The sequence below is a fragment of the Rhodospirillum centenum SW genome, from assembly GCF_000016185.1.
Taxonomy (GTDB): domain Bacteria; phylum Pseudomonadota; class Alphaproteobacteria; order Azospirillales; family Azospirillaceae; genus Rhodocista; species Rhodocista centena.
On sequence record NC_011420.2, the window covers coordinates 2,493,157 to 2,517,963 of the forward strand.

20 protein-coding genes and 1 tRNA gene are annotated in these 24,807 nt (G+C 72.5%); 11 read left to right on the top strand and 10 right to left on the bottom strand.

Translation table 11 applies throughout. The annotated features are described in order from the left end of the window. The first annotated feature begins 42 nt into the window (after positions 1-42). On the top strand, positions 43-1,092 hold the full coding sequence (locus RC1_RS11605) for an alpha/beta hydrolase (RefSeq protein WP_012567585.1): 1,050 nt from the start codon (positions 43-45) through the stop codon (positions 1,090-1,092). Between the two features lie 30 nt (positions 1,093-1,122). Here RC1_RS11605 and RC1_RS11610 read toward each other — a convergent pair whose 3' ends face one another. Together RC1_RS11610 and RC1_RS22520 are read right to left on the bottom strand one after the other, a co-directional pair. Beyond that, positions 1,123-1,470 carry an RNA-binding S4 domain-containing protein gene (locus RC1_RS11610; RefSeq protein WP_012567586.1) on the bottom strand — a complete coding sequence of 116 codons (348 nt, stop codon included), beginning with the start codon at positions 1,468-1,470 and terminating at the stop codon, positions 1,123-1,125. Continuing rightward, on the bottom strand, positions 1,467-4,901 hold the full coding sequence (locus RC1_RS22520) for a helicase-related protein (protein ID WP_012567587.1): 3,435 nt from the start codon (positions 4,899-4,901) through the stop codon (positions 1,467-1,469). Before RC1_RS22520 ends, RC1_RS11610 begins: the two co-directional genes overlap by 4 nt. A 202-nt stretch (positions 4,902-5,103) precedes the next feature. On the opposite strand from RC1_RS22520, the gene RC1_RS11620 reads away from it, so the two are divergent. Continuing rightward, positions 5,104-6,639 carry a hypothetical protein gene (locus RC1_RS11620; protein ID WP_012567588.1) on the top strand — a complete coding sequence of 512 codons (1,536 nt, stop codon included), beginning with the start codon at positions 5,104-5,106 and terminating at the stop codon, positions 6,637-6,639. Between the two features lie 9 nt (positions 6,640-6,648). On the opposite strand, the gene RC1_RS11625 is transcribed toward RC1_RS11620, so the two are convergent. Both RC1_RS11625 and RC1_RS22180 read right to left on the bottom strand, forming a co-directional pair. Continuing rightward, positions 6,649-6,930, bottom strand: coding sequence for a helix-turn-helix domain-containing protein (locus tag RC1_RS11625; RefSeq protein ID WP_012567589.1), 282 nt, complete (start codon positions 6,928-6,930; stop codon positions 6,649-6,651). Then, on the bottom strand, positions 6,927-7,151 hold the full coding sequence (locus RC1_RS22180; protein WP_419760923.1) for a type II toxin-antitoxin system RelE/ParE family toxin: 225 nt from the start codon (positions 7,149-7,151) through the stop codon (positions 6,927-6,929). The genes RC1_RS11625 and RC1_RS22180 overlap by 4 nt, the downstream gene beginning before the upstream one ends. 300 nt (positions 7,152-7,451) lie before the next feature. Between RC1_RS22180 and htpG the strand changes: the two genes are divergently transcribed. The 3 genes from htpG to mepK all read left to right on the top strand — a co-directional run bounded on the left by htpG (position 7,452) and on the right by mepK (position 12,176). Continuing rightward, positions 7,452-9,347 carry a molecular chaperone HtpG gene (gene htpG, locus RC1_RS11635; RefSeq protein WP_012567591.1) on the top strand — a complete coding sequence of 632 codons (1,896 nt, stop codon included), beginning with the start codon at positions 7,452-7,454 and terminating at the stop codon, positions 9,345-9,347. A gap of 154 nt (positions 9,348-9,501) precedes the next feature. Then, the gene (locus tag RC1_RS11640) at positions 9,502-11,292 is read left to right on the top strand and encodes a L,D-transpeptidase family protein (protein WP_012567592.1); all 1,791 of its coding nucleotides are present in this window, start codon (positions 9,502-9,504) and stop codon (positions 11,290-11,292) included. Positions 11,293-11,516: 224 nt separating this feature from the next. Then, entirely contained in the window at positions 11,517-12,176 is a 660-nt protein-coding gene (gene mepK, locus RC1_RS11645; RefSeq protein ID WP_012567593.1) for a peptidoglycan L,D-endopeptidase MepK, read from the top strand. Positions 12,177-12,254: 78 nt separating this feature from the next. Here mepK and RC1_RS11650 read toward each other — a convergent pair whose 3' ends face one another. Then, on the bottom strand, positions 12,255-13,040 hold the full coding sequence (locus tag RC1_RS11650) for an NRDE family protein (RefSeq protein WP_012567594.1): 786 nt from the start codon (positions 13,038-13,040) through the stop codon (positions 12,255-12,257). Positions 13,041-13,203: 163 nt separating this feature from the next. On the opposite strand from RC1_RS11650, the gene RC1_RS11655 reads away from it, so the two are divergent. Continuing rightward, the gene (locus RC1_RS11655; protein WP_012567595.1) at positions 13,204-13,524 is read left to right on the top strand and encodes a DUF1476 domain-containing protein; all 321 of its coding nucleotides are present in this window, start codon (positions 13,204-13,206) and stop codon (positions 13,522-13,524) included. A 226-nt stretch (positions 13,525-13,750) separates the two neighbouring features. On the opposite strand, the gene RC1_RS11660 is transcribed toward RC1_RS11655, so the two are convergent. Both RC1_RS11660 and RC1_RS11665 read right to left on the bottom strand, forming a co-directional pair. Continuing rightward, positions 13,751-15,001 (bottom strand): polyhydroxyalkanoate depolymerase, encoded by a 1,251-nt coding sequence (locus RC1_RS11660; protein WP_012567596.1) that lies wholly within the window; start codon positions 14,999-15,001, stop codon positions 13,751-13,753. Between the two features lie 226 nt (positions 15,002-15,227). Next, the gene (locus RC1_RS11665; RefSeq protein WP_041786408.1) at positions 15,228-15,773 is read right to left on the bottom strand and encodes a hypothetical protein; all 546 of its coding nucleotides are present in this window, start codon (positions 15,771-15,773) and stop codon (positions 15,228-15,230) included. Between the two features lie 359 nt (positions 15,774-16,132). Here RC1_RS11665 and recQ point away from each other — a divergent pair, with 359 nt between their 5' ends. Together recQ and RC1_RS11675 are read left to right on the top strand one after the other, a co-directional pair. Continuing rightward, positions 16,133-17,965, top strand: coding sequence for a DNA helicase RecQ (gene recQ, locus RC1_RS11670; RefSeq protein WP_012567598.1), 1,833 nt, complete (start codon positions 16,133-16,135; stop codon positions 17,963-17,965). 169 nt (positions 17,966-18,134) lie between these two features. Next, a tRNA-Thr gene (locus RC1_RS11675) sits at positions 18,135-18,209 on the top strand. 123 nt (positions 18,210-18,332) lie between these two features. Here the strand turns inward: RC1_RS11675 and RC1_RS11680 are convergent. The 3 genes from RC1_RS11680 to RC1_RS11690 all read right to left on the bottom strand — a co-directional run bounded on the left by RC1_RS11680 (position 18,333) and on the right by RC1_RS11690 (position 19,944). Next, complete coding sequence (locus RC1_RS11680) at positions 18,333-18,641, bottom strand: helix-turn-helix domain-containing protein (protein ID WP_012567600.1); 309 nt, start codon at positions 18,639-18,641, stop codon at positions 18,333-18,335. Between the two features lie 22 nt (positions 18,642-18,663). After that, positions 18,664-19,074 (bottom strand): type II toxin-antitoxin system RelE/ParE family toxin, encoded by a 411-nt coding sequence (locus RC1_RS11685; RefSeq protein WP_012567601.1) that lies wholly within the window; start codon positions 19,072-19,074, stop codon positions 18,664-18,666. Positions 19,075-19,176: 102 nt separating this feature from the next. Continuing rightward, the gene (locus tag RC1_RS11690; RefSeq protein WP_012567602.1) at positions 19,177-19,944 is read right to left on the bottom strand and encodes an EF-hand domain-containing protein; all 768 of its coding nucleotides are present in this window, start codon (positions 19,942-19,944) and stop codon (positions 19,177-19,179) included. A 168-nt stretch (positions 19,945-20,112) separates the two neighbouring features. On the opposite strand from RC1_RS11690, the gene RC1_RS11695 reads away from it, so the two are divergent. The 3 genes from RC1_RS11695 to RC1_RS11705 are packed head-to-tail and all read left to right on the top strand — an operon-like array spanning position 20,113 to position 24,749. Then, positions 20,113-21,333: an efflux RND transporter periplasmic adaptor subunit gene (locus tag RC1_RS11695; protein WP_012567603.1), complete on the top strand. Its 1,221-nt coding sequence runs from the start codon at positions 20,113-20,115 to the stop codon at positions 21,331-21,333. 3 nt (positions 21,334-21,336) lie between these two features. Further along, the gene (locus RC1_RS11700) at positions 21,337-23,298 is read left to right on the top strand and encodes a MacB family efflux pump subunit (RefSeq protein ID WP_012567604.1); all 1,962 of its coding nucleotides are present in this window, start codon (positions 21,337-21,339) and stop codon (positions 23,296-23,298) included. Beyond that, the gene (locus RC1_RS11705) at positions 23,295-24,749 is read left to right on the top strand and encodes an efflux transporter outer membrane subunit (RefSeq protein ID WP_012567605.1); all 1,455 of its coding nucleotides are present in this window, start codon (positions 23,295-23,297) and stop codon (positions 24,747-24,749) included. The genes RC1_RS11700 and RC1_RS11705 overlap by 4 nt, the downstream gene beginning before the upstream one ends. Positions 24,750-24,807: the final 58 nt, after the last annotated feature.

Consider the following 24,807-nt stretch of genomic DNA (forward strand, 5'->3'; position numbering starts at 1 on the left):
CATCCAAGAGCATATCCGAGAGCATATCCGACGGGGGTTGGCATGAAGGCGCAGATGGAGAAGCTGGTCACCAAGGGCATGCTGATGCTGCCCTCGGCCATGCGCGACACGCTGCTGAAGGTGCAGCCGGTGGAGATCGCCGGCAACCGCCTGGACGAGGACGTGGCGGCGCTGCTGGTGCTTCTGGAGAAGTCGGGCCGGCCCGCCCTGGACGAGATCGGCCGCCAGTCCGGCGTGGAGGCCGCCCGCCGCGCCTTCCGCGAGGCGGTGCGCCCCGCCTCGGAGGTGGAACCGCCGCGCACCGTCGTCACCAGCGACCTGACGCTGGCGGGGGCGGCCGGGCCGCTGCGGGCGCGGCTCTACACGCCCGACCGGGCGCCGCTGCCCGGCCCGCTGCTGGTCTATTTCCACGGCGGCGGCTATGTCGTCGGCGATCTGGAGAGCCACGACCCCTATCTGCGCTACGTCGCCGCCAAGTCGGTGACGCGGGTCCTGTCGGTGGAGTACCGGCTGGCGCCGGAGCACCCCTACCCCGCCGCGGCGGAGGATGCGGTGGCCGCCTATGCCGACGCCGCGGCGCGGGCGGAGATGCTGGGCGCCGATCCCGCCCGCCTCGCCATCGGCGGCGACAGCGCCGGCGGCACACTGGCGCTGGTGGCGGCGCTGGCCGGCGTGACGGGCCCCCGGCCGCCGGCCGCGCTCTGGCTGATCAACCCGGCCGCCGACAAGGCGGAGGCCTATCCCTCGGCCACGCTCTACGCCAGCGGCTTCCTGCTGACCCAGTCCCTGATGGACTGGTTCATGGACCAGTACTTCCCCGACAAGGCCCGCATGGCCGAACCGATGGCGAGCCCGATGCGCTCGGACGATCTCGGGCGGCTGCCGCGGACCTTCGTCACGGCCGGGCGCTTCGACCCGCTGTCCGATCAGGTGCCGGCGCTGGCGGAGAAGCTGAAGGCGGCCGGCGTGCCGGTGGAGGCCCGGATGGAGCCGGGACTTGTCCACAACTTCCCCCAGTTGATCGCCTTCATCCCCGCCGCCCGCCGGGCCACGGACAGCGCCTGCGAGTGGCTGCGCTTCGCCCTGGGCTGACCCCGGACCGGGACCGCGCCCGGCGCCGGATCAGTCCCGCGGCAGGCGGGTCTCCGGCGTCGGCGGCGACAGATCCTCGTAGAGCGTGCGGGCCTCCGGGGCCGGGCCGCGGCGGGCGGCCAGCGCCCGCACCCGGATGACCCGGATGTGCGGGCCGAGCGGAAAGGTCAGCACGTCGCCGGGCTTCACCCTGTGGTGGGCCTTGGTGACGTGCGCCCCGCCGATCCGGATGGCGCCGGAGGCGCAGAGCCTGGCCGCCAGCCCGCGGGTCTTCACGAAGCGGGCGTACCACAGCCACTTGTCCAGCCGCAGCCGTCCCTGGGCGAGGTCCGCCGCATCGGCCGGATCGGGCGGGGAGAGGTCCGCCTCTGCGATCATTCCTGGCCCGCGCGCTCGAACTGGCGGGCCAGTTTCGCCAGCGCGGCGAAGGGATGGTCGGGGTCGATCGGGCGCGGCGCCGGCTGGCGCGGCGGCTGGCGCGAGGGGGGCCTGTCCGCCGGCCGGCCACCCTTTCCGCCCGGCGCCTCCCCGGGAGCGCCGCCCCGGTTCCCCCGGTCGCGGCCCGGGGACCCGGCCTGGGCGGGTCTGCCCTGACCGGAACCGGCGTGGCCCTGTTTCGCATGGGCCGGCTTCGCGTGACCCGGCTTCGCCGCGGCGGCAGACCTCTCCCGCAGGGGACGCCCCGCCTTCTGACGCTCGCCCGCAGGACGTTCAGCAGGACGTTCACCGGCCGGCTGGTCCGGTGCCGCCTGGACGCCCTCGCTCGTGGCGGGCCGGCCGGTCCGCCGGGCGCCGCCGCGACGGCCGCGCTTGCGCCGGACCCGTCCCTCCGCCGTCTCCGCGGCGGCCTCGGGCGTAGTGCCGGACGGGGTACCGGACGGGGTACCGGACGGGGCCGCGAGGGGGTCGGGCGGCGTGTCGGAAGCGGGAGCGGCGGCAACGGCGCTGGCCGGAGCCTCCACCGGCCGGGCCTTGCGCCGCCGGCGGCGGGGACGGGCGGGCGGGCTCCTCCGCCGTGGCCGTGACGGCAGCCTGGTCCGCCGGGTCGGCGGTGGCCGGCGTGGCCGCAACGTCCGGCGTCGGCGCGGCGGCCGGCTGCGGGGTCGGGCGGGGCCGGTGGTCGGGACGCCGGACGGATTGGCGGCGTATTTTACGGTGACGGTCGGTTCCGGTCCCGCTTTCTCGGGGGTCTCCGGAGCCGCCTCCGGGGTCTCTTCCGGGACCATCTCCAGGGGCGCGTCCGGTGCGGGGCCGGCGGGAAGCGGCGCGGCCTGGTCCCCCGCCGCCTCCGGACCTGCCGTCTCCGCGGGAACGATCTCCGCAGCCAGGGTCTCACCGGCCGACGCTTCCGGGGCCACGGGCTGCAGGGATACAGGCTGCGCGGGCTGGGGCTGCACGGCCTGGGGCTGCGGGGCCGGCAGAATCCGCGGGCGCCAGCCGAGCGCGGTCAGCACGCCGCCCAGTTCCTCCCCCGAACAGCCGAGCAGGGAGGCGAGGTCGCCCACCGCCGTCAGCGGCCCGGAGCGGCCGCGGGTCGCCAGCTCCTTCTCCAGCCGGTCCAGCATGTCGATGCGGATGGCGCGCGGCCCGACCCGGGGGTAGCCCACGGCGTCGGCCAGCCGTCCGGGCAGGTCCGCCGCGGGAACGGAGACACGCCCCGCCGGCGGCACCGCCGCGGGAAGCGGCTGGTTGTGGCGCACCGCCCAGAGCATGGCCCGCAGCGCCACCGCCCGCGGCTTCACGAGCTGCGGCAGGAAGACGTGGCTGAAGCCCAGGCGCAGGCCCAGGGCGGCGAGCTGGCGGCGCTGCGCCTTGTCCAGCCCGGCGATCAGCGGTTCCAGCGGCGGCCGCGGCAGGGTCCCCAGCGCCTCCGCCACCTGGAAGGCGATGCCGCGGGCCCCGCCCGCCAGCTCCGCCGTCTCCAGCCGCAGCAAGGGCGCCAGCGCGGCGGCGACATGCTCCTGCACCCAGCGGGTCAGGCGCTGGCGCACGCGGTCGCGCTGGGCGCCGTCCAGCAGCTCGTCATGCAGGGTCCGCACCTCCGGCCGCAGCACCGACGGGCCGGGCGCCAGCCTGCCGACGGGCGCCCCCTCCCAGGCCACGCCGCCGTCGTCGGCCAGGGTGAAGGCGTCGTCCGCCGCCGACTCCAGCGCGCGCACACGGGCGGCGATCTCGTCCTTCAGCGCGCGCCGCGCGGCGGTCATCAGGGCGCGCTGATCCTCCGGCGCCACCTCGGCGTCGAGGATGAAGCGCAGCCCCTCCAACTGTCCGACCGGATGCCCTTCCACCATGACCTCCCCCGATGCCGCGACCGAGCCCGCCAGATCGCGGCCGTCGCGCAGCGACTTGAGCAGCCCGGCCGAGCGTTTGTCCACGAAACGCTGCGTCAGACGTTCATGCAGCGCGTCGGACAGCCTGTCCTCGATGGCGCGCGTGCGTTCCTGCCAGTGCGCCGGGTCGGCCATCCAGTCCGCCCGGTGCGACACATAGGTCCAGGTCCGGACATGGGCGATGCGCGCCACCAGCGCGTCGATGTCGCCCTCCGTCCGGTCCAGCCGGGCCACCTGTCCCGCCACCCAGTCCTCCGGCAGCCGGCCGCCCGGCGCCGACAGGTGGCGGAACATCTGGCCCAGCAGGCGGGTATGGGCGTCCGACAGCACCTTGCGGAAGTCCGGGACCTGGCAGACCTCCCAGAGCAGGCGGATGGCCGCGGGGCCGGTGCAGAGCGCCGCCACCTCCGCCTCTTTCGCCAGGATCTGTAGCGCGAGCTGGTCGTCCGCCTCCCGCGCCCGGATCAGCTCGGGCGCGAAGGGCCGCGCGTCGAGGGAGCGTTGCAGGGCCGCGAGCGAGCGGAAGTCCAGGTCCGCGTTGCGCCACATGAGATGCTGGAGCGGCGGGAAGCTGTGGTTCTCCACCGCCTCCACCAGCTCCTCGTCCATCGGCTCGCAGTCCCAGGTGGTGCCGAACAGCCCGTCGGACAGGTGGCGGCCGGCGCGGCCGGCGATCTGCGCCACCTCCGTCGCCTTCAGCCGGCGCGGCTGGTGCCCGTCGAACTTGCTCAGCCGCGCGAACCAGACCGAATCGACGTCCATGTTCAGGCCCATGCCCACGGCGTCGGTGGCGACCAGATAGTCCACGTCGCCGGCCTGGTACATGGCGACCTGGGCGTTGCGGGTGCGCGGGCTGAGCGCCCCCATCACCACCGCCGTGCCGCCGCGGGAGCGGCGCACCATCTCGGCCATGGCGTAGACATCGGTCACGCTGAAGGCGACGATGGCCGAGCGCGGCGGCAGCCGGGTCAGCTTCTTGTGCCCGGCATGGGAGAGGTTGGAGAAGCGCGGGCGGGAGATGTACTCGGCCCGCGGCACCAGCTTCTGGATCAGGCCGCGGACGGTGTCGGCGCCCAGGAACATCGTCTCCTCGCTGCCGCGGGCGTGCAGCAGCCGGTCGGTGAAGATGTGCCCGCGCTCGGGATCGGCGCAGAGCTGGATCTCGTCCACCGCCAGGAACTGCACCTGCCGGTCCAGCGGCATCGATTCGACCGTGCAGACCCAGTACTGCGGCGCCGGGGGGATGATCTTCTCCTCCCCCGTCACCAGGGCGACGGCCTTCGGTCCCTTCAGCCGCACCACCTTGTCGTAGTTCTCCCGCGCCAGCAGGCGCAAGGGGAAGCCGATCATGCCGGAGCGGTGCGCCAGCATCCGCTCCATGGCGAGGTAGGTCTTGCCGGTGTTGGTCGGTCCCAGCACCGCCATGACCCGGCCGTGCTGGTCGGAAACCGGGCGGCCGGTCGTGTAAGCGTTGCTCATGCGCTCAATCCTTGGCGCTGCGGCGTCCCAATGCAAGGGGCCCCTGCTGCAAGGAGGCCGCATCCCGGGCGTTTCCTTTCCCGGGCGGGGGTCACAGAATAGCCATGCGGCCATGGCATCAGGACAGGCCGCCGGACCGGCAGGCCCGGGCCGGGCAGTGCCGGCAGGAGAATGCCGGCGGGAACCTTCAGGCAGGAAACCGATGCGCTCGAAGACCGCGGCCGCCCTCCTCGTCCTCCTCGCCGCCCTGGCCGCTTCGGTGGGGCCGGCCGTGCGCGGTCTGGCCCAGGAGGCGGTCACCGCCGGCATGCCCGCTGGCGTCACGCCCACCGGGGCGGAGCTGCTGCGCGAGCTGCTGGAAGCGCGGCTGGCCGAGCTGACGGCCCCGCGTTTCGGCCGGCCCCGGCTGGACCGCGCGCCGGAGGTGGAGGTGGCCCCCGACGACGGGTACTACGAGGTGCGGGTGCCGTCGCTCCGGGTGGTGCTGACCAACGGCTGGCTGGTGGAGGCGCTGGACCTGCACGCCCGCGCGACCCCGACCGCCGGCGGCGGCTGGGAGGTGACGGGCACCCTGCCGGTGCCGCTGGCGGTCTACAGCGCCGAAGGATTCCGCGCCGGCGAGCTGACCCTGGGCCGGCAGTCCTTCAAGGGCCGCTGGAGCCCCGACCTGCGGACGCTGGAGGCGCTGGACGCCTCCGTCCGCGATCTGCTGTTCACCCCGCGCGACGGCACCGGCACCCTGCAGGCCGCCGCCGTGACCGTGAAGATGGCACCGGAGAGCTACGCCGACGGACGCTGGACCGGACCGGCCACGGTGACCCTCTCCGAACTGTCCATGAACGGCGCCGACGGGCAGGCGGCGCTGGCCCTGACGAAGCTGACGGCGAAGCTGCGGGTGGAGGATCTGGACGTCGCCCGCTACGCCGCCTGGAATGCCGCGCTGGCCCGCCGGGCGGCCGTGGACGACGGGCAGGAGGGGCTGACCGCCGCGGAGCGGGAGGCGCTGCAACAGGCGCTGCCGAACCTGGACGGGCTGCTGTCCCGCGCCCAGGCGGAGGTGGAGGTGCGCGGCCTGCGCCGCCGCTTCGCCGACGGCACCCGCAGCGCGCTGGACAGCGCCACCTGGACCCTGGCAGCCGACGGGTTGCAGGGGGAGCGGGTGCGGCTGTCGCTGGACTATGCCCACAAGGGGCTGGTGGCCGACGGTCCGTCGGTGAAGCGCCCCGTGGTCCCCGGCAGGGGCGAGATCCGGCTGACGGCGGAGGACCTGCCGCGCCGGGCACTGCTGGACGCCTGGACCCGCCGGCTGGCGGAGGAACCGGCCATCGGCGGCGGCGCGGCGCGGGAGAATTTCGACCGCCGCATCCTCACGGCGCTGGGTGACGCCGGGGCGGAGGTGCGCCTGGACCGGCTGGGCTTCGAGGCGCAGGAGGCGGGCGCCACCGCCAACGGCATCGTCAGCTTCGACGACGCCACGGCGCACGGCCTGCTGGGCGGCCTGTCCATGACCCTGCGCGGCTTCGACGCCCTGATCGCCCAGGCGACCGACGGCTACCGGATGCGCAACACCGGGGCGGCGCTGGGCCTGTTCGCGCTCCAGGGCCTGGGCTCGCCCGACACCGACCGCGAGGGCCGCGCCACCCGCGCCTACCGGCTGGAGGTGGCGCCCGACGGCCGCATCCTGCTGAACGGAACGGAGGTGACCAGCCTGATCACCGGCCTGATGGCCCTGCGCTGAGGGCGGCCGTCAGGCCGCCCGGACGATGCGGATTTCCACCTGGAGACCCGCTGCGACCGCCATGTTCACCAGGGTGTCGAGGCCGAACAGGGCGATCTTGCCGCGCATCAGGTCCGAGATGCGGGGCTGCGTCACGCCCAGCCGGCGGGCAGCCTCGTCCTGGGTCCAGCCCTGCTGCCGGATGTGCGCTTCCAGATCCAGCATGAGGGTCGCCCGGAGCTTCATGTTCTCCGCCGCAGCGGCCGTATCCTCGATGGCGTCCCAGACGCTGGTGAAACGCTGTCCGTTCATCCGCCAAGCTCCTTCAAGCGGTCCCGGTACCGCCGTCCGGCGAGGTCCAGGTCGGACCGCGCCGTCTTCTGCGTCTTCTTCTGGAAACAGTGCAGGACATAGACCGCCTCCGCGAAGCGGGCGACCTGGGTGACCCTGAACGCCCCGGCCGCATCGCGCAGCCGGATTTCCTGCACGCCGGCCCCGATCGTCGGCCCCCAATCGTCGGCATCAGCTTCCAGTCATGGGCCTCAAGACCGCGTTGAACCCTGTCGAGCTGGAATCCGGCCTCACGCCGGACGGTATCGGGAAAAGACCGAAGCTCTTCCAGCGCGCTGCCCCGGAAGACGATGGGCTTCACCGCAGGGGGCTCGGGAACGGGCATGCCCCGCTTATACAAGATTCTGTATGTCCAGACAAGGTTGCCCCCGCCCATCCGCGCTTGCGGCCGGACGCGGCTTCGCCCATATCGTCGCCCGCGGTTCAGCGAACCACAGCACAGCCCCCACCACCGACAACAAGACTGCGAAGGGTGACATGCCATGACTGAGGAGAAGCTCAGTTTCCAGGCCGAGGTCAGCCGGCTCCTGGACATCGTGGCCCACAGCCTCTACTCGGAGAAGGAGGTGTTCCTGCGCGAGCTGGTCTCGAACGCGTCCGACGCGTGCGACCGGCTGCGCTACGCCGCCCTGACCCAGCCCGAGCTGACCGCCGGCGACCCCGGCTTCCGCATCCGCATCGTGCCCGACAAGGCCGCGCGCACCCTGACCATTGCCGACAACGGCATCGGCATGAACCGCGAGGATCTGGTCGAGAATCTGGGCACCATCGCCCGCTCCGGCACGGCCGCCTTCCTGACGTCGCTGTCCGGCGACAACCGCAAGGATTTCAGCCTGATCGGCCAGTTCGGCGTGGGCTTCTATTCCGCCTTCATGGTGGCGGACCGGGTGGAGGTGTTCACCCGCAAGGCCGGCGACGCCACCCTCTGGCGCTGGGCCAGCGACGGCAAGGGCAGCTTCACCGTGGGGGCCGTGCCGGAGGGCGAGGTGCCTGCAGACGGGGGGCCGGCGCGCGGCACCCGCATCGTGCTGCACCTGCGCGAGGGCGAGGACGACTATCTGGAGGAGCTGCGCCTCCGCACCATCATCAAGAAGTACTCCGACCACATCGCCGTGCCGATCGTGCTGGGCACGGGCGAGGAGGCCGCGCCGGCGAACGCCGCCTCGGCCCTGTGGACCCGGCCGAAGTCGGAGATCACGCCCGAGCAGTACAAGGAGTTCTACCACCACGCCGGCCACGCCTTCGATGATCCGTGGCTGACCCTGCACTGGCGGGCCGAGGGCGTGATCGAGTACACGGGCCTGCTGTTCGTGCCCAGCCAGCGGCCGTTCGACCTGTTCGACCCGCAGCGACGCCACCGCGTGAAGCTCTATGTCCGCCGGGTCTTCATCACCGACGAGGCGGAGAGCCTGGTGCCCGGCTGGCTGCGCTTCCTGCGCGGCGTGGTGGACAGCGAGGACCTGCCGCTGAACATCAGCCGCGAGATGCTGCAGCACAACCCGACCCTGGCGAAGCTGCGCAGCGGCATCACCAAGCGCGTGCTGGGCGAGCTGACGAAGAAGGCGGCCGACCCCGAGTCCGCGGCCGACTATGCCCGCTTCTGGGACGCCTTCGGCGCCGTGCTGAAGGAGGGGCTGTACGAGGACCATGCCCACCGCGACGAACTGCTGAAGCTGCTGCGGGTCCGCACCACCGCCTCGGGCGGGGAGCTGATCGGGCTGGACACCTATGTCGGCCGCATGAAGGAGGGGCAGGAGGCGATCTACTACATAGCCGGCGAGGACGCCGCCGCCCTGGAGAAGAGCCCGCAGCTCGAAGGCTACCGCGCCAAGGGCGTGGAGGTGCTGCTGCTGACCGACCCGGTGGACGAGTTCTGGGTCGGCACCGTGCGCGAGGCCCAGGGCAAGCCCTTCAAGTCCGTCACCCGCGGCGGCGCCGATCTGGCGAAGATCCAGGGCGGCCCGGACACGCCCCCGGCCGAGCGGCCGGCGGAGGGGGATCTCGCCTCCCTGATCGCGCTGCTGAAGATGACGCTGGGCGACACGGTGAAGGATGTCCGCGCCTCCGAACGGCTGACCGACAGCGCCGTCTGTCTGGTGGCGGACGAGGGCGACCTGGACATCCATCTGGAGCGGCTGCTGAAGCAGCACCGCCAGCTCGACACCGCCGCCACCCGCATCCTGGAGGTCAATCCCGGCCACCCCCTGGTCCGCCGGCTGGCGGAACGGGTGGCCGCGGGCGGCGCACAGGACGGGCTGGCGGACGTGGCCTGGCTGCTGCTGGACCAGGCCCGGATCGTGGAGGGGGAGCCGCTGCCCGACCCGGTCGCCTTCTCCCGCCGGCTGGCCCTGTTCGTGGAGCGTGGCCTCGCCGCCTGACGGCCGGGCCGCGTCTCCCCCGGGGATGAGGGCGCGTCCCGAACCTGGGGGCCCGGACCTGGGGACCCGGACCTGGACCCCCAACTTGGGGGTAGCGCCCGCCCCCCGGCACGGGCACCCTGGGCGGGATGAGGTTCGGAACGGAAGCGGTCTGATGCGGACGGTGATGCGGCCCCTGGCGGCCCTGGCGATGGTGGTCGCGGCGGTGGTCGCGGTCCTGGATGGCGGGGCGGTCGCGGCGGGAACGCCGGATCAGGCCCGGCCCGAACAGACCCGGCCCGAACAGGCCCGCCCCGAACAGACCCGACTGGAGCAGGCGCTGCAACAGCGCCTGCTGACCGGCGTCGGCGTCCGGGGCGGCGAGCGCGAGGGCGAGGATCTGATGCAGCTCGGCCGCTTCTATGACGGCCGCGCCTCCGCCCCCGTCTGGATCGCGGACGGCCGCCCCTCCCCCCGCGCCCACCTGCTGTACGCCGCCCTGGCCGCGGCGGCGGAGGACGGGCTGGACCCGCGGCGCTACGGCGTGCAGCGCCTGGGCGCCCTGCTGGAGCACGGCGATTCCCCCGACGCGCTGGCCGAACTGGAAGTCCTGCTGAGCCGCGGCGCCCTGCTGTTCGGCCGCGACCTCGCCGCCGGCCGGCTGGACCCGTCGCGCATCGACCCCGAACTGATCGTGGAGCGGCAGGAGCCGGACCCGCAGGCGCTGCTGCGTCAGGTGGCGGAGGCCGCGGACCCGGGCGGGGCCGTCCGGGCCATGGCGCCGGCACGGCCCGAATACCGGCGCCTGCGCGCGGCGCTGGCCGCCTACCGCACCCTGGCCGCAGCCGGGGGCTGGCTCGCCGTGCCCACGGGCGGGGAGACGCTGAAGCCGGGCCAGAGCGATCCGCGGGTGCCCGCCCTGCGCGCCCGGCTGGCGGCGACGGGGGAACTGTCGCCGGCCGCCCCGGCCCCGGCCGACCCGCAGTTCTACGACCCCGCCCTGGAGGCGGCGGTGCGCCTGTTCCAGAGCCGCAACGGGCTGGAGCCGGACGGGGCCGTGGGACGGCAGTCGGTGGCGGCGCTGAACGTGACGGCGCAGCAGCGGGTGACGCAGATCGAGATCAACATGGAACGCTGGCGCTGGCTGCCGGCGGACCTGGGGCCGAGCTACCTGATCGTCAATCTGGCCGCCTTCGAGCTGGCGGTGTTCGAGGGCGACCGGCCGGTCCACACCGCCCGCATCGTCGTCGGCGCGCCCTTCACCCGGACGCCGGTGTTCAGCGAGTCGATGACCTATCTGGAGCTGAACCCCTACTGGAACGTGCCGCCGAGCATCGCGCGGGACGAAATCTTCCCCAAGGCCCGCAAGGATCCGGGCTATCTGGCCCGGCGCGGCTACGAGCTGCTGTCCGACTGGTCGGAGACGGCGGTGCCGGTCGATCCCGCGACCGTGGACTGGCGCCACGGCAACCTGAACCGCTACAAGGTGCGGCAGAAGCCCGGCGACACCAATTCGCTGGGCCGCATCAAGTTCATGTTCCCCAACCGCTTCAACGTCTACCTGCACGACACGCCGTCCAAGCGGCTGTTCGAGCGGGCGAACCGCACCTTCAGCCACGGCTGCATGCGGGTGGAGAACCCGCTGGATCTGGCCGAGACGGTGCTGCGCCTGACCGGGACCACGGGCTGGGACCGCGCCCGGCTGGACGCCGCCATCGCCGGCGACCAGCGGCAGGTGGTGCGGCTGCGCCGGCCGCTGCCGGTCCATGTCACCTATGTCACCGCCTTCGTGGAGGAGGACGGCACGGTCGCCTTCCGGCCCGACATCTACGGCCGCGACACCACGCTGGCCGCGGCGCTGGCCGCTCCGCAGGGGCGGCAGCAGGCGCCCCCGAGAGCCCCCGCCGCCGCCAGGACAGGCATGGCGAAACCGGGCGCCGAGGGGGCCGGTCCGGTTGCGGAATGATGAAATCCGCCGACCGACAGGGTTAACCAGACGGTGAATTGAGTCTTGCCAGCGACGCCCCAGTCTGCCAACACTGCATGCACGGTCTGCGTCGCACGCAAGACGGGCGGGCTCGGACCGTTGGGAATGCATGGCTGGTGCATGGCTGGGACGCCATGACCGGAAGGTGGACGCGCCGTGGGGACGGCGGCCACGGCTCCGGCCCGGCGGCAAGGGGAGACGGCATGACCGATCGGCGGAACGGGACCATCCTGGGGCTCCAGGGGCCGGAAACCGGCACCAGGGGAGCGGGAACCGGGGGCACGGATACCGCAAGCGCGATCGACCGCCGCGGCCTGCTGAGAGGCCTCTCCCGACTGGCGCTGGGGGCTGCGGCCACGCTGGCCGTCCCGGGGCTGATCGCCGCCCCGGCCATCGCCGCCCCGTCCGCCGCCGCCAAGCGCCGCAGCCTGGAATTCCGGCACCTGCACACCAACGAACGCCTGCGCGTCACCTACTGGTCGGAGGGCCGCTATCTGCCCGACGCCCTGGTGGACGTGAACCACGTCCTGCGCGACTGGCGCACGGGTGAGGTGGGCGACACCGATCCGGGCCTGCTGGACATCCTGTTCAGGATGCAGCAGCGCCTGCGCACCACTGAACCGTTCCATGTCATCTGCGGCTACCGCTGCCCGCAGACGAACGCCATGCTGGCCTCCCGGTCCGGCGGGGTGGCGACGAAGAGCCTGCACATGGTGGGCAAGGCGATCGACATCGACGTGCCCGGCCGGCAGCTCCAGCAGATCCGGCAGGTCGCCCTGGACCTTCAGATGGGCGGCGTGGGCTACTATCCGAAGTCCGGCTTCGTCCACGTCGATACCGGCCGCGTCCGCCACTGGGGCTGACGCTGCGCCGACACCGGCCACCGGCTTTCCGTCACCCGCCCGCCCCGGATCACGCCCTGAACTGAAGCACCACCGCCCCTACAGAACCACCGGCGCGAAGGGCGTGCGGTCGGGGCTGCCGGGGGCGAAGCGCCAGACGGGGCGGACGCCCGGCCGGTCCACCGAGGGCAGGGCCAGCAGGCTGGCGTTCGTCGTGCCGAAGCCCACCGGGGTGACGATGCACATCGCCCCGCGCGGACCGGCATCGCCGTCCCAGATGCGGCTGCCCAGCAGCGCCTCCCAGCCGGACCAGTCGCCCGCATCGGAGCCAGGGGCGGGGGCGGAGTCAGGGTCGGGCGGCGGGGCCGCCTGGAACAACGGCCGGAAGAAGCGGATGCGCGGACAGTCCGCGGCATCGTTCAGGTCGGCCGCCGTCACCATGGACAGCCCCTCGGGGATCGGTTCCACCTGGACACGGCCGCGCGGCCGTTCGCCCCGGTGGGACAGGAAGAAGGCGTCGCGGTTGTCCGCCAGCACCAGGTTGAAGGGGCGGTAGGCGTCGGCGTCGAGATGCGACAGCGCCCGTGCCGCCGCGTCGGCGTCGGCATGGTCCAGCGCCTCCAGCACCAGCTCCCCGCGGGAGCGCTTGCCGGCCTCCGGGCCCAGCGTGCCCTCGCGGTTCAGGATGCAGGCGACGAGCCCGGCATCGTTCAGCCCCATCCAGGAGCCGCCGGCCGCCTCGTCCAGCCCGGCGACCACGTCCTCCCGGTCCGGCCAGTGCCGGGCGGGGGGCTTCCACGGACGGTCCACCCTCTCGTCCCGGTTGGCAGCGAGGATGACGGGCCAGGGATGGCCGGAGCGCCGGAGAATGACGACACTGCACATGGGTCTCTGTTAACGTCTCTGCGGTAGGGTGTCTGCGACATTGCGACGGCGGCGTTCAAAAGTAGCGCCGACCGGCATCCCAGTATATAAGGCCCGCTCGATGTCCGGACATCCGGACTCGATGCTCCCCCCACACCGACGCCTGAGATTTCAGAGGTATGCGATGACCACGTTCGACGAGCGCGAACAGGCCTTCGAGAACAAGTTCAAGCACGACGAGGAACTCCAGTTCCGCATCTTCGCCCGCCGGGCCAAGCTGATCGGCCTCTGGGCGGCGGGACATCTCGGCCTCGACGGCGAGGATGCGGCCGGCTACGCGCGGCAGATCGTGGATGTGGACTTCGCCGAGCCCGGCCACCGGGACATCCTCCGGCGCATCCACGAGGATTTCCAGGCCAAGGGCGTGGACATCTCCGAGCACCGGATCGAGAAGGAGATGGAGATCCTTCTCGAAGAGGCCCGCAGGCAGATCTACGAGTCCTGAGCCGACGCAGCCCCCGCCCCGGGCGGGGGCCGCACGCGGCCGGCACCGGACCGGCCGCATCCGCGCAAGGCCGGACAGGGGCGTCGTCCCCGCCGCCGGCCGCGGAACATGAACCACAGGATCGCGGGTCACGGGATCGGGGCGCATCGTAAAGGGCGGTTGCCGGCGCAACCGCCCTTCGTCGCGTTCCGGTCCCGTCTCCGTATCGAAAGGGGATGCCCCCTCCCTATTCGGCGGCGGCCAGCCGGCGGGTGCTGCGCACGTCATGCCGGCGGATGAAGGCCCGGACCCGGGGCTCGATCTCCTCGCGCCAGCGGCGGCCGTTGAAGATGCCGTAGTGCCCGACGCCCTTCTGCATGTGGTCCACCTGCATCTCGTCGGGGATGCCGGAGCAGAGCCGGTGCGCGGCGATGGTCTGGCCGGGGGCCGAGATGTCGTCCAGTTCCCCCTCCACCGTCATCAGGGCGGTGCGGGTGATGGCGGACGGGGTGACGGTCATGCCCCGCCAGGTCATCTCCCCCTTCGGCAGGGAATGGCGCTGGAACACGGTGTTGACCGTCTGGAGATAGAACTCCGCCGTCAGATCCAGGACGGACAGATACTCGTCGTAGAACTTGCGGTGCGCCTCCGCACTCTCCCCGTCGCCGCGGACAAGGTGGCGGAACAGCTTGAAATGCTCGCCCACATGGCGGTCCAGGTTCATCGACATGAAGCCGGTGAGCTGGATGAAGCCCGGATAGACCCGGCGCAGCCCGCCCGGATAGTAGACCGGCACGGTGGTGATGACGCTGCGCTCGAACCAGCCGATGTCGCGCGTCTCGGCAAGCTGGGTCACCTGCGTCGGTGCCGCAGTGGTGTCGATCGGCCCGCCCATCAGCACCATGCTGCGCGGCTGGCAGGGATCGTCCATCTGCGCCATCAGGGCGACCGCCGCCAGCACCGGCACGGCCGGCTGGCAGACGGCCATGACATGCACGTCCGGCCCCAGGAAGCGGATGAAGTCGATGACGTACTGGATGTAGTCGTCCAGGTCGAAGGGGCCGCGGGAGAGCGGCACCATCTTGGCGTCGTGCCAGTCGGTGACATAGACGTCGTGGTTCTGGATCAGCGCCGCCACGGTGCCGCGCAGCAGGGTCGCGTAATGCCCGGACAGCGGCGCCACCAGCAGCACCTTGGGGTCGTCGCGGACGGTATCGCGGGCGAAGTTGACCAGGGTACAGAACGGCTTCTGGAGCGCCACCTCCTCCGTCACCGCGACCTCGCGCCCGTCCACCACCGTGGTCGGCAGGCCGAACTCCGGCTTGCCCCAGCGGCGCGTGGTGCGCTCGATCAGTTCGGCCCCGGCGGCGACGGCGCGGCCGAACCGGGTATAGGCACCCGGATTGAGCGGATGCTGGAAGGTGGCCTGGGTCGCCTCGGCCGCGAGCCGGAGCGGCGTCAGGGCCGCATGCTGGAAATCGTAGAGCTGGTAGAGCACGTCGATCCTCTCCGTCTCACGCCGGGCCCGACCCGGGGCGTCGTCCGTTGCGACCGCATCCGCGCGGCGGGCCGCGGATTCCGGACGGGGTCACCCCCTTTGATAGCATGCGACATCTTTACACAGTAGTTAACACGTCAGGACCGGGAGTCGAGTGTCCCGACACGCTCTGGGGACATCGTCGCGTCCGCATGACCGCTGTGCGGACAGAGGCGGCCGCGCAGGCTCAGCCGCTCCCGGTCTGGGGAATCTCGTGGATCTCCACCGGCTGGCTGGCATGGCGGGGCAGGATGTCCCGGGCCAGCCGCTCGCGCTCGGCATCGCGCAGATTGACCCAGAGCAGCAGCCCGCCCTTGTCCAGGTGCTGGCGCAGGGTCTGCTCCCGCTGCGCACCGATCCAGCCGGCCAGTACCGTCCCCAGTCCGCCGCCGGCCCCGCCCCCCAGGGCTGCCGCGGCGGCCGCGGCCAGGGCCGTGCCTCCGGTGGCGACGACCGCGCCGGCGGCCAGGATGGCGCCGACATAGGCGGGTCCGCCGATGGCGATGCCCTGGGCGTTGCCGACCTCTTCCGGGGCGACATAGGCCTGCCGCGGCGCGTCGGGGTCCTGCTTCGCCATCTCCTCCCGGGAATAGACGCTGCCGAGGCGGTCACGGATCGTCTCGTCCGCCGCCATCAGGCTCAGCTCGTGCTGGGCGAAGCCGGCCATCGCCAGATCGTCAACGGCCGCCTGCAAGGCGTCGATGCTGTCGAAGACGCCGACCGCCTCCCGCACGGTCCCGGTCCGGGGGCCGGCCGGCGTTCCGGCAGGCGCTGTGGCCGGGCGACCGTCGGCCGGGCGACCTTCGGCCGGGGACTGCATGCCACGGGGCGTTTCCGCCATCTCGATCCCTCCGTCGTCGGTACTGTCAGAGGGAAACGACCGGCGCGGAAGGATGTTGCGCCGCTCCCCCGTCCGGGCGCCCTGGCCGGGCGCCTGACCGGACGGAACCGCCCTGGGCGCGGAGCGGACCCGCCGGGAAACCGGCCGTTTGTCGTGGACCGCGGCCGCCGGTTTCCCTAGAAAGGACCGGGCGCCCCAGATGTGGGGCCGACCGTCCGCACCCCTCACAATACGTCGCGTATTTCATCCATATGCCCGACGCCCTTCCCCTGACGCCGACCCCCGACGCGCGGACCGTCCTGCGCAATGTCTGGGGCTATCCGGACTTCCGGGGCATGCAGGCCGCGATCGTGGAGCAGGTGATCGCCGGCGGCGATGCCCTGGTGCTGATGCCGACCGGCGGCGGCAAGTCGCTGTGCTACCAGATCCCGGCGCTGGTCCGGCCCGGCGTGGGCATCGTCGTCAGCCCGCTGATCGCCCTGATGCGCGACCAGGTGGACGCGCTGCGCCAGCTCGGGGTGCGCGCCGCCTACCTCAACTCGACCCTGGACTGGCGCGAGGCGCTGGAGGTGGAGCGCGCCTGCGAGCGCGGCGGGCTGGACCTGCTCTACGTGGCGCCGGAACGGCTGGTGACGCCGCGCTTCCTGGACCTGCTGGAGCGGTCCCGGATCGCGCTGTTCGCGCTGGACGAGGCGCACTGCGTCAGCCAGTGGGGCCACGATTTCCGGCCCGAATACCTGCAATGCTCGATCCTGCACGAGCGGTTCCCCGACGTGCCGCGGATCGCCCTGACGGCCACGGCCGATGCGCAGACGCGGGCCGACATCGTGGAGCGGCTGGGCCTGGGGGGGGCGGAGGTGTTCGCCGCCAGCTTCGACCGGCCGAACATCACCTACCGCGTCCAGACCAAGGACAACGAGCGGCGGCAACTGCTGGACTTCATCCGCCACCGCCATGGCGAGGATGCCGGCATCGTCTACTGCATGTCGCGCGGCAAGGTGGAGTCCGTGGCCCAGTGGCTGCGCGAACAGGGCATCGACGCCCTGCCCTACCATGCCGGGCTGGAGGCAGAGACGCGCCAGGCCAACCAGGACCGCTTCATCAAGGCCGAAGGCGTGGTGATGGTGGCGACGGTGGCCTTCGGCATGGGCATCGACAAGCCCAACGTCCGCTTCGTCGTCCACATGGACCCGCCGCGCAGCCTGGAGGCGTACTACCAGGAGACCGGCCGCGCCGGCCGCGACGGGCTGCCGGCCGAGGCGCTGATGCTGTACGGCTTCCAGGACGTGGTGCAGCTCCGCCAGTGGGTGGAGGCGTCCGACGCCCCGGCCCGGCACAAGCGCACCGAGCGGCAGAAGCTGGAGGCGCTGCTGGGCTTCTGCGAGACGGCGCGCTGCCGGCGCCAGACCATCCTGACCTATTTCGGGGAGGAGGCGCCGCAGCCCTGCGGCAACTGCGACACCTGCTTCACCCCGGTGGCCACCTACGACGGCACGGTGGAGGCGCAGAAGGCCCTGTCCGCCGTCTACCGCACCGGCCAGCGCTTCGGCGTGGGCCACCTGATCGACGTGCTGCGCGGGCTGGCGACCGAGAAGGTGGTGGAGCGCGGCCACGAGAAGCTGAAGACCTTCGGCGTCGGCCGCGACCTGTCCAAGGCGGAGTGGCAGAGCGTCTACCGCCAGCTCGTGGCGCACGGCTTCCTCTGCGCCGATCCGGAGGGGCACGGCGGGCTGATGCTGACCGAGGCGGCGACGCCCGTGCTGAAGGGACAGGAGGCGGTGCGGCTGCGCAAGGACCCGGCGGCGGAGGCGCGCCGCACCCTGCGTCCGGGCCGCAGCGGACCGTCCGAGCGGCTGTCGCCCGCCGACGACGCGCTCTGGCACGAGCTGAAGGCGCTGCGGCTGGAGCTGGCGCGGGACCAGGGCGTGCCGCCCTACGTCATCTTCCACGACGCCACCCTGATGGAGATGGTGCGCGCCCGCCCGCTGGACGCGGTGGGGCTGGGCCTGCTGCCCGGGGTGGGCAGCCGCAAGCTGGACCGCTACGGCGAGGAGTTCCTGGAGGTCATCCGCCGCCACGCCTGACGCCTGCCCCCTTCCGAGGGGTGCGGGGAGAGGCGCCGGCCCGGCGGTGGCACGCGGGAGGGCCTGCGTCCCCGGCGGTCGCCACGACAAATTCTGGTTTTTTCCCAGATGCCGGGTTGCCAAGCCCGATCGACTTTGCTAGATAGCCGCCCTGCCTGCGGTGAGGCACGCCCCGATAGCTCAGCGGTAGAGCAACCGCTTCGTAAGCGGTAGGCCGTTGGTTCAAATCCGACTCGGGGCACCACCGCCTTCTTGCCTGATCCCGTCCGGACACGTCCGCCGGGATGCGCGCGTCGGGACGCATCCGTGACCGGGCGCCCCTCCTCCCTCTGACCGTCGTTCCCGTGCAACCGTCGCCCCCCGGGCGTCAGGCGTCGTCCGCGTCCACGAGGCGGATTTCCAGGCGCTTGCCCAGCGCCCGGGCCGCGCGGTCCAGTGTTTCCAGTGAAACGGCGACGTTGGCGGGATCGAGCACCCGGTCCACCTGGGTCCGGCTGGTGTGCATCCGCCGGGCCAGGGCTGCCTTCGACGTGCCGAGGCCGCTGCGCGCCTGGTCGAGCTGCCAGGCGATGACCTCCTTCAGGGCGGCACCATAGACCTCTTCCCGGATGCCGAGATCGTCGAGGAAGTCCTCGAAACTGCCGCCGGCGGGATCGCTGGGGGTGTCCATCGTCATGTCCCGACTCCTGGTCCGCAGGTCACCGGTCGATTCCCGGCGAGCGGACCGTGTTTCTTGCCATGTCGGCCTTGCGGGTCCGGTAGTTCTTCCAGCGGTCCAGGGCGACCTGGATGGCATGAGCCTGATCGGCCTTGTCGTCGCTACCGTGAAGCAGAATCATGTCCGCGCCATCAATTCCGAAATAGACGCGGGCCTCGACCCTGCCGCTCCGGATCGTTGACCGGACTTCATACAGGGCTCCGATGGCTCGGCAGATCGGCATGCCGATCGGCCAGCCGAATTCCACCCTTGCGATGTCCTTCCCGACGATCTTCTGATCTGTCCGGTCGGGATCGCCCTTGGACAGTGACAGCAGCCAGTCCCTGACAGGCTCGTTTCCCGCATCGGTCCGGTAGAACCGCGCTGTCAGTCTTTTCCGGAGAGACTGCATCGAGCATGTACCTCATGCGGTGCGGCCCGTCAAGGCAACCGCACCGCATGGGGTGCGCATGACGCGGCAGCCGGGAGAGTTCAGCGCCCACGTCTATTTCAATCATAAATAAGATTCTGTGACATCTCCGGACACCGCCATTCCGGACACCGCCATGGCGCCCCCGCCCGGACCTCCCCCACCCGGACCGCCGCGGCCGCCGGGCGGGCGGCGGTCGCCGCCGGAGCCGGGCTGCGGAAGCTGCTGCACGGTGACGAGGCCGGCCATGACCTCCTGCGGGGTCAGCGCCCCGTCATGGTCGCTGTCGATCCAGTGCAGGGTGCGCCGCGCCTGGGCCGCCAGCTCGTCGCGGGTGACGCGGAAGTCGGCGTTGCTGTCGGCGGCCATGACCGGGCTTTCGCGCACCGCCGCACCACCGCGCCCGCCGGGGCCGCGACCACCAGGGCGTCCAGCACCGCCGCCGTCCGCAGGACCGCCCTGGGCGGCATCCGGTGGTCGGCGCAGATCGATGTCCCCGCCCGGCCCGCCGGGCCGGAGGGGCGGACGGGCGGCGTCAGCCTCGGTGGAGACGAGGGCGCCGCTGCCGTCGGTGTCGAGCCGGTCGAACAGGGCGGCGGCATCGGCCTCCGCCTCCGCCAGGGAGACACGGCCGTCCCCGTCCAGATCGGCGCGGCCGAACCAGCCGGCCACCGCCTGCCGGCAGGTGTCCGGATCGGGCAACGGCGCCACGAGCGGCAGCCCCGCCGGCGAGCGCGCCGTGCAGAAGGCGGTCTGCCCGTCCGGGCGTCCGGCGCAGGCCGTCAGCGCCAGGGGGGCCGCCAGCGCCAGGGGGACGGCCAGCCACCGGCCCGTGCGCAGTATCCGTATCATCCGTGCATCCTTTCCTGCCGGGGCCGATCGCCCCCAGGCTTGCACGGAGCCCCCGCCCCGCCCTGACGCGCCCCGGAAACCTGCACGATCCGCGCGTCGGGTTTGGCGGCGGCGTCCGTATCAGGTACTCGTCAGTCTTCGTCCGTCCGCGCCGGTGTTGCCGAGATCATGCCGAAAGCCCGTTCCCTTCTGCGTCGCTGGCCCCTGTTCGGGCTGCTCCTGCTGATCCCCGTTGCCGCCGCCGCGGCCTACTATTTCGGGCGCACACCGCCACAGCCGCCGCCCAGCGTGCCCGTCCGGCTGGGCGACATCGAGCAGACGGTGCTCGCCACCGGCACGCTGGAGGCCCGGGAGATGGTCAGCGTCGGCGCCCAGGTGTCCGGCCAGGTCATCCGGCTGGCGGTGGAGCTGGGCCAGACCGTGAAGCAGGGCGACCTGATCGCCGAGATCGACTCGGTCACCCAGCGCAACGCCCTGCGCACGGCGGAGGCCAGCCTGAAGGCGTTCCAGGCGCAGAAGCGGCAGCAGCAGGCCAATCTGGTGCGCGACCGCGCCGCCTTCGCGCGCCAGCGCCAGATGCTGTCCGCCGAGGCCACCTCGCGCGCCGACTACGAGGTGGCGCAGGCGTCGCTGGCCGCCACCGAGGCGCAGATCGAGGCGCTGGAGGCGCAGATCGTGCAGGCGCAGATCTCGGTGGAGACGGCGCGCGCGAACCTGGGCTACACGCGCATCACCTCGCCCATCGACGGCACCGTCGTCGCCATCGTCACCAAGCAGGGCCAGACGGTGAACGCCAACCAGACGGCGCCCACCATCGTGAAGATCGCCAACCTGAACGAGATGACGGTGAAGGCGGAGATCTCCGAGGCGGATGTCCCGCGGGTCCGGCCGGGCCAGGAGGCCTATTTCACCATCCTGGGCGAGCCCGACCGCCGCTACACCACGACCCTGCGGTCGGTGGAGCCCGCACCGGAATCGCTCCAGTCCGAGAGCAGCAGCGCCAGCAACGCCTCCTCCTCCTCCTCGACCTCCGCCGCGATCTACTACAACGGCCTGCTGGACGTGCCGAACCCGGAGGGCCGGCTGCGCATCTCCATGACGGCGCAGGTCTCCATCGTGCTGGACCGGGTGCAGAACGTGCCGCTGATCCCGTCGGCCGCCCTGGGCAACCGCCGCCGCGACGGCAGCTACACCGTCCTGGTGGCCGATCCGGACGGCGGACCGGCGCAGCCGCGCCAGATCCGCGTCGGACTGAACAACAACGCCGTGGCCGAGGTGCGCGAGGGGCTGACGGCGGGCGAGCGCGTGGTGATCGGCCAGGGCTCGGCCGGCGGCGCCTCGGCCGCCATCACCCCGCGCCGCATGGGTCCGTCCCCGATGGGGCTCTGATCCATGGCCGGTCCCCTGATCGAGCTGCGCGGGCTGCGGCGGGAGTTCCCGTCGGGCAGCCAGACCCTGACGGTGCTGAAGGATGTCGATCTGACCATCAACGCCGGGGAGATGGTCGCCATCGTCGGCGCCTCGGGCTCGGGCAAGTCCACCCTGCTGAACATCCTGGGCTGCCTGGACCGCCCCACCGCCGGTTCCTACCGGATCATGGGCAAGGAGACGTCGGCGCTGGAACCGGACGAGCTGGCCCAGCTCCGGCGCGAGCATTTCGGCTTCATCTTCCAGCGTTATCATCTGCTGCCCGACCTCACGGCCGTGGGCAACGTGGAGGTTCCGGCCGTCTATGCCGGCACGCCGCGCGCCGCGCGGCGCGAGCGCGTGCTGGCGCTGCTGGACCGGCTGGGCATGTCGGACCGCACCGACCACCGGCCGGGCCAGCTTTCCGGCGGCCAGCAGCAGCGCGTCTCCATCGCCCGCGCCCTGGTCAACGGCGGCGAGGTGGTGCTGGCGGACGAGCCCACCGGCGCGCTGGACCGCCAGAGCGGTGCGGAGGTGCTGCGCATCCTGGAGGAGCTGCACGCCGACGGCCACACGGTCATCATCGTCACCCACGACATGGGCGTGGCCGAGCACGCCCAGCGCATCATCGAGATCAGCGACGGCGAGATCGTCGCCGACCGGCCGGGCCGCGGCGCCGGGCTGGCCGCGGGCAAGGCGCTGGAGCACGGCGGCGGCGTCCAGGCCAGTGCGCTGGGCGCCGCCATGGACCGCTTCGCCGAGGCGTTCCGCATGGCCGTGCTGGCCATGGGGGCGCACAAGCTGCGCACCTTCCTGACGATGCTGGGCATCATCATCGGCATCGCCTCGGTGGTGTCGGTGGTGGCGCTGGGCGAGGGCTCGCGCCAGCGCATCCTCCAGGAGATCAGCGCGATCGGCACCAACACGCTGGACATCATGCCGGGCCGCGGCTTCGGCGACCGCAACGCCGGCCGCATCAACACCCTGGTGATCGCGGACGCCGATGCGCTGGCCGCGCAGCCCTATGTGGACAGCGTCACGCCCATGGTCTCCAGCAGCGTCGTGCTGCGCTACGGCAACGTCGCCAGCAACGGGCAGGTGCGCGGGGTGGGCGCCCAGTACTTCCGGGTGCGCGGCACCCAGGCGGCGGCGGGCAGCTTCTTCGGCGAGGAGGCCGTGCGCGGCCTGACCCAGGACGTCGTGATCGACGAGAACACGCGCAACACCCTGTTCACCGATCCCGCCATCGACCCGATCGGGCAGGTGATCCTGGTCGGCAGCCTGCCGGCCCGGGTGATCGGCGTGGCGCAGAAGCAGGCCAGCGGCTTCGGCGGCGGCGGCGACACCCTGACCGTGCATCTGCCCTATACCACGGTGATGCACCGCATCCTGGGCAGCAACACGCTGCGCAGCATCACCGTGCGCGTCGGCGACGACACGCCGATGGACGTGGCCGAGAAGGAGGTGACCCGCTTCCTGACGCAGCGGCACGGCAGCACCGACTTCTTCATCGTCAACACCGACGAGATCCGCGCCACCATCACCAACACCACCGCCGTGCTGACCATGCTGATCGCGTCCATCGCCGTGATCTCGCTGGTGGTGGGCGGCATCGGCGTGATGAACATCATGCTGGTGTCGGTCACCGAGCGGACGCGGGAGATCGGCGTCCGCATGGCCGTGGGCGCGCGGCAGAGCGACATCCTGCAGCAGTTCCTCATCGAGGCCGTGCTGGTCTGCCTGATCGGCGGCGTCGCCGGCATCCTGCTGGCGCTGGGCATCGGAGCCGGCTTCTCCGCCTTCGGGGCGGGGGCGCGGCTGGTCTTCTCGCCCTGGTCCATCGTCCTGGCCTTCGCCTGTTCAACCCTGATCGGAGTGGTCTTCGGCTTCCTGCCGGCGCGCAGCGCCGCCCGACTGGACCCGGTCGAAGCCCTGGTGCGCGAATGAAGCGGTTCCCCTTCCCCCCTCCCGGCCCGGCCCTCCCCTCCCCGGCCCTCCCCTCCCCGGCCCTCCCACACCCGGTTGCCCGGCCTCCCCTGACGGCGGGCGTCGCCCTTGCCACGGCGCTGCTGGCGCTGTCGGCCTGCGCCGGCCGCACGCCCTATGCCCGGCCCGACCTGCCGCTGGCGGACGGCTTCGCCCAGGCCGCGGCGGTGGACGCCGCCGCCCCGCCGCTGTCGGCCCCGCCCGACCGCTGGTGGGAGAGCTTCGCCGACCCCGCCCTGGACCGGCTGGTCACGGCCGTGCTGGAGCGCAACAACGATCTGGCGGCGGCCGGGCTGACCCTGCGCCGGGCCCGGGTGCAGGCCGGTCTCTCCCGCGATGCCCTGCGGCCGCAGGCCAATGCAGGCGGCGGCGGGACGCTGCGCCGGCAGGACGGGGAGACGAACGACAGCTACTCGGTCAGCGGCGGCCTCTCCTACGAGGTGGACCTCTGGCGGCGGCTGGACGCCACGGCGGATGCCGCGACCTGGGAGGCGGTGGCGACGGAACAGGATCTGGCTGCCACGCGGCTGGCCCTGATCGCCACCACGGCCGGCAGCTACTGGCGGCTGGGCTATCTGAACCACCGCATCGCCCTGGGGGAGCAGAGCATCGCCCATGCCCGGCGCACGGCGGAACTGGTGCGGGTGCAGTACCGCACGGGCGGCGTCGGCCTGCTGGAGCTGAACGAGGCGGAGCAGAGCGTGCTGTCGCAGGAGGCGGCGCAGGCCGCCCTGGTGCAGCAGCGGGTGGAGGCGCGCAACGCCCTGGCCGTGCTGCTGGGCGGCCCCCCCTGGCCGGAAGCGGAGGAGCCGCAGACCCTGCCGCCCGCCGATCCCGGCGTGGTGCGGCCGGGCCTGCCGGCCGAACTGCTGGGCCGCCGGCCGGACCTGCGGGCGGCGGAACTGCGCCTGCGCCGTAGCCTGGCCCTGGTGGATGCCGACCGCGCCGCCTTCTATCCGTCGATCGGGCTGACCGGCTCGGGCGGGGGCAGCAGCACCAGCCTGGGCGACGTGCTGGCGAACCCCGTGGCCACCCTGGGCGTGGACATCTCCCTGCCCTTCGTGAACTGGAACCGGCTGTCGCTGACCCTGGAGACCTCGGAGCTGGATTACCGGCGCGCCGTCCTCCAGTTCCGCGAAAACCTGCTGACCGCCCTGCGGGAGGTGGACGACGCGCTGTCCGCGAGCCGCCAGCTCGCCATCCAGGCGGAGCGGGAGGCGGGGGCGCTGGCGGCGGCGGAGACGGCGGAACGGCTCTACGAGACCCGCTACCGCGCCGGGGCGGTGCCGCTGCGCTCCTGGCTGGACGCGCAGGAACGCCGCCGCAGCGCGGAGAACGCCCTGGCCCAGACCCGGCTGGACGTCTTCCAGAACCGGGTCACCCTGTTCCAGGCCCTGGGCGGCGCGCCCTGAGGACCGGCGCGGAGAGGCCGACCGGGGCGGGTCCCCGGCCGGCCTGGACGCCTCAATC

What these genes read in the sequence shown, in the direction of transcription:
- RC1_RS11605 (WP_012567585.1), top strand. Translation starts at nt 43, where the DNA reads ATGAAGGCGCAGATGGAGAAGCTGGTCACCAAGGGCATGCTGATGCTG.
- RC1_RS11610 (WP_012567586.1), bottom strand. Translation starts at nt 1,470, where the DNA reads ATGATCGCAGAGGCGGACCTCTCCCCGCCCGATCCGGCCGATGCGGCG.
- RC1_RS22520 (WP_012567587.1), bottom strand. Translation starts at nt 4,901, where the DNA reads ATGAGCAACGCTTACACGACCGGCCGCCCGGTTTCCGACCAGCACGGC.
- RC1_RS11620 (WP_012567588.1), top strand. Translation starts at nt 5,104, where the DNA reads ATGCGCTCGAAGACCGCGGCCGCCCTCCTCGTCCTCCTCGCCGCCCTG.
- RC1_RS11625 (WP_012567589.1), bottom strand. Translation starts at nt 6,930, where the DNA reads ATGAACGGACAGCGTTTCACCAGCGTCTGGGACGCCATCGAGGATACG.
- htpG (WP_012567591.1), top strand. Translation starts at nt 7,452, where the DNA reads ATGACTGAGGAGAAGCTCAGTTTCCAGGCCGAGGTCAGCCGGCTCCTG.
- RC1_RS11640 (WP_012567592.1), top strand. Translation starts at nt 9,502, where the DNA reads ATGCGGACGGTGATGCGGCCCCTGGCGGCCCTGGCGATGGTGGTCGCG.
- mepK (WP_012567593.1), top strand. Translation starts at nt 11,517, where the DNA reads ATGACCGATCGGCGGAACGGGACCATCCTGGGGCTCCAGGGGCCGGAA.
- RC1_RS11650 (WP_012567594.1), bottom strand. Translation starts at nt 13,040, where the DNA reads ATGTGCAGTGTCGTCATTCTCCGGCGCTCCGGCCATCCCTGGCCCGTC.
- RC1_RS11655 (WP_012567595.1), top strand. Translation starts at nt 13,204, where the DNA reads ATGACCACGTTCGACGAGCGCGAACAGGCCTTCGAGAACAAGTTCAAG.
- recQ (WP_012567598.1), top strand. Translation starts at nt 16,133, where the DNA reads ATGCCCGACGCCCTTCCCCTGACGCCGACCCCCGACGCGCGGACCGTC.
- RC1_RS11680 (WP_012567600.1), bottom strand. Translation starts at nt 18,641, where the DNA reads ATGACGATGGACACCCCCAGCGATCCCGCCGGCGGCAGTTTCGAGGAC.
- RC1_RS11685 (WP_012567601.1), bottom strand. Translation starts at nt 19,074, where the DNA reads ATGCAGTCTCTCCGGAAAAGACTGACAGCGCGGTTCTACCGGACCGAT.
- RC1_RS11690 (WP_012567602.1), bottom strand. Translation starts at nt 19,944, where the DNA reads ATGATACGGATACTGCGCACGGGCCGGTGGCTGGCCGTCCCCCTGGCG.
- RC1_RS11695 (WP_012567603.1), top strand. Translation starts at nt 20,113, where the DNA reads ATGCCGAAAGCCCGTTCCCTTCTGCGTCGCTGGCCCCTGTTCGGGCTG.
- RC1_RS11700 (WP_012567604.1), top strand. Translation starts at nt 21,337, where the DNA reads ATGGCCGGTCCCCTGATCGAGCTGCGCGGGCTGCGGCGGGAGTTCCCG.
- RC1_RS11705 (WP_012567605.1), top strand. Translation starts at nt 23,295, where the DNA reads ATGAAGCGGTTCCCCTTCCCCCCTCCCGGCCCGGCCCTCCCCTCCCCG.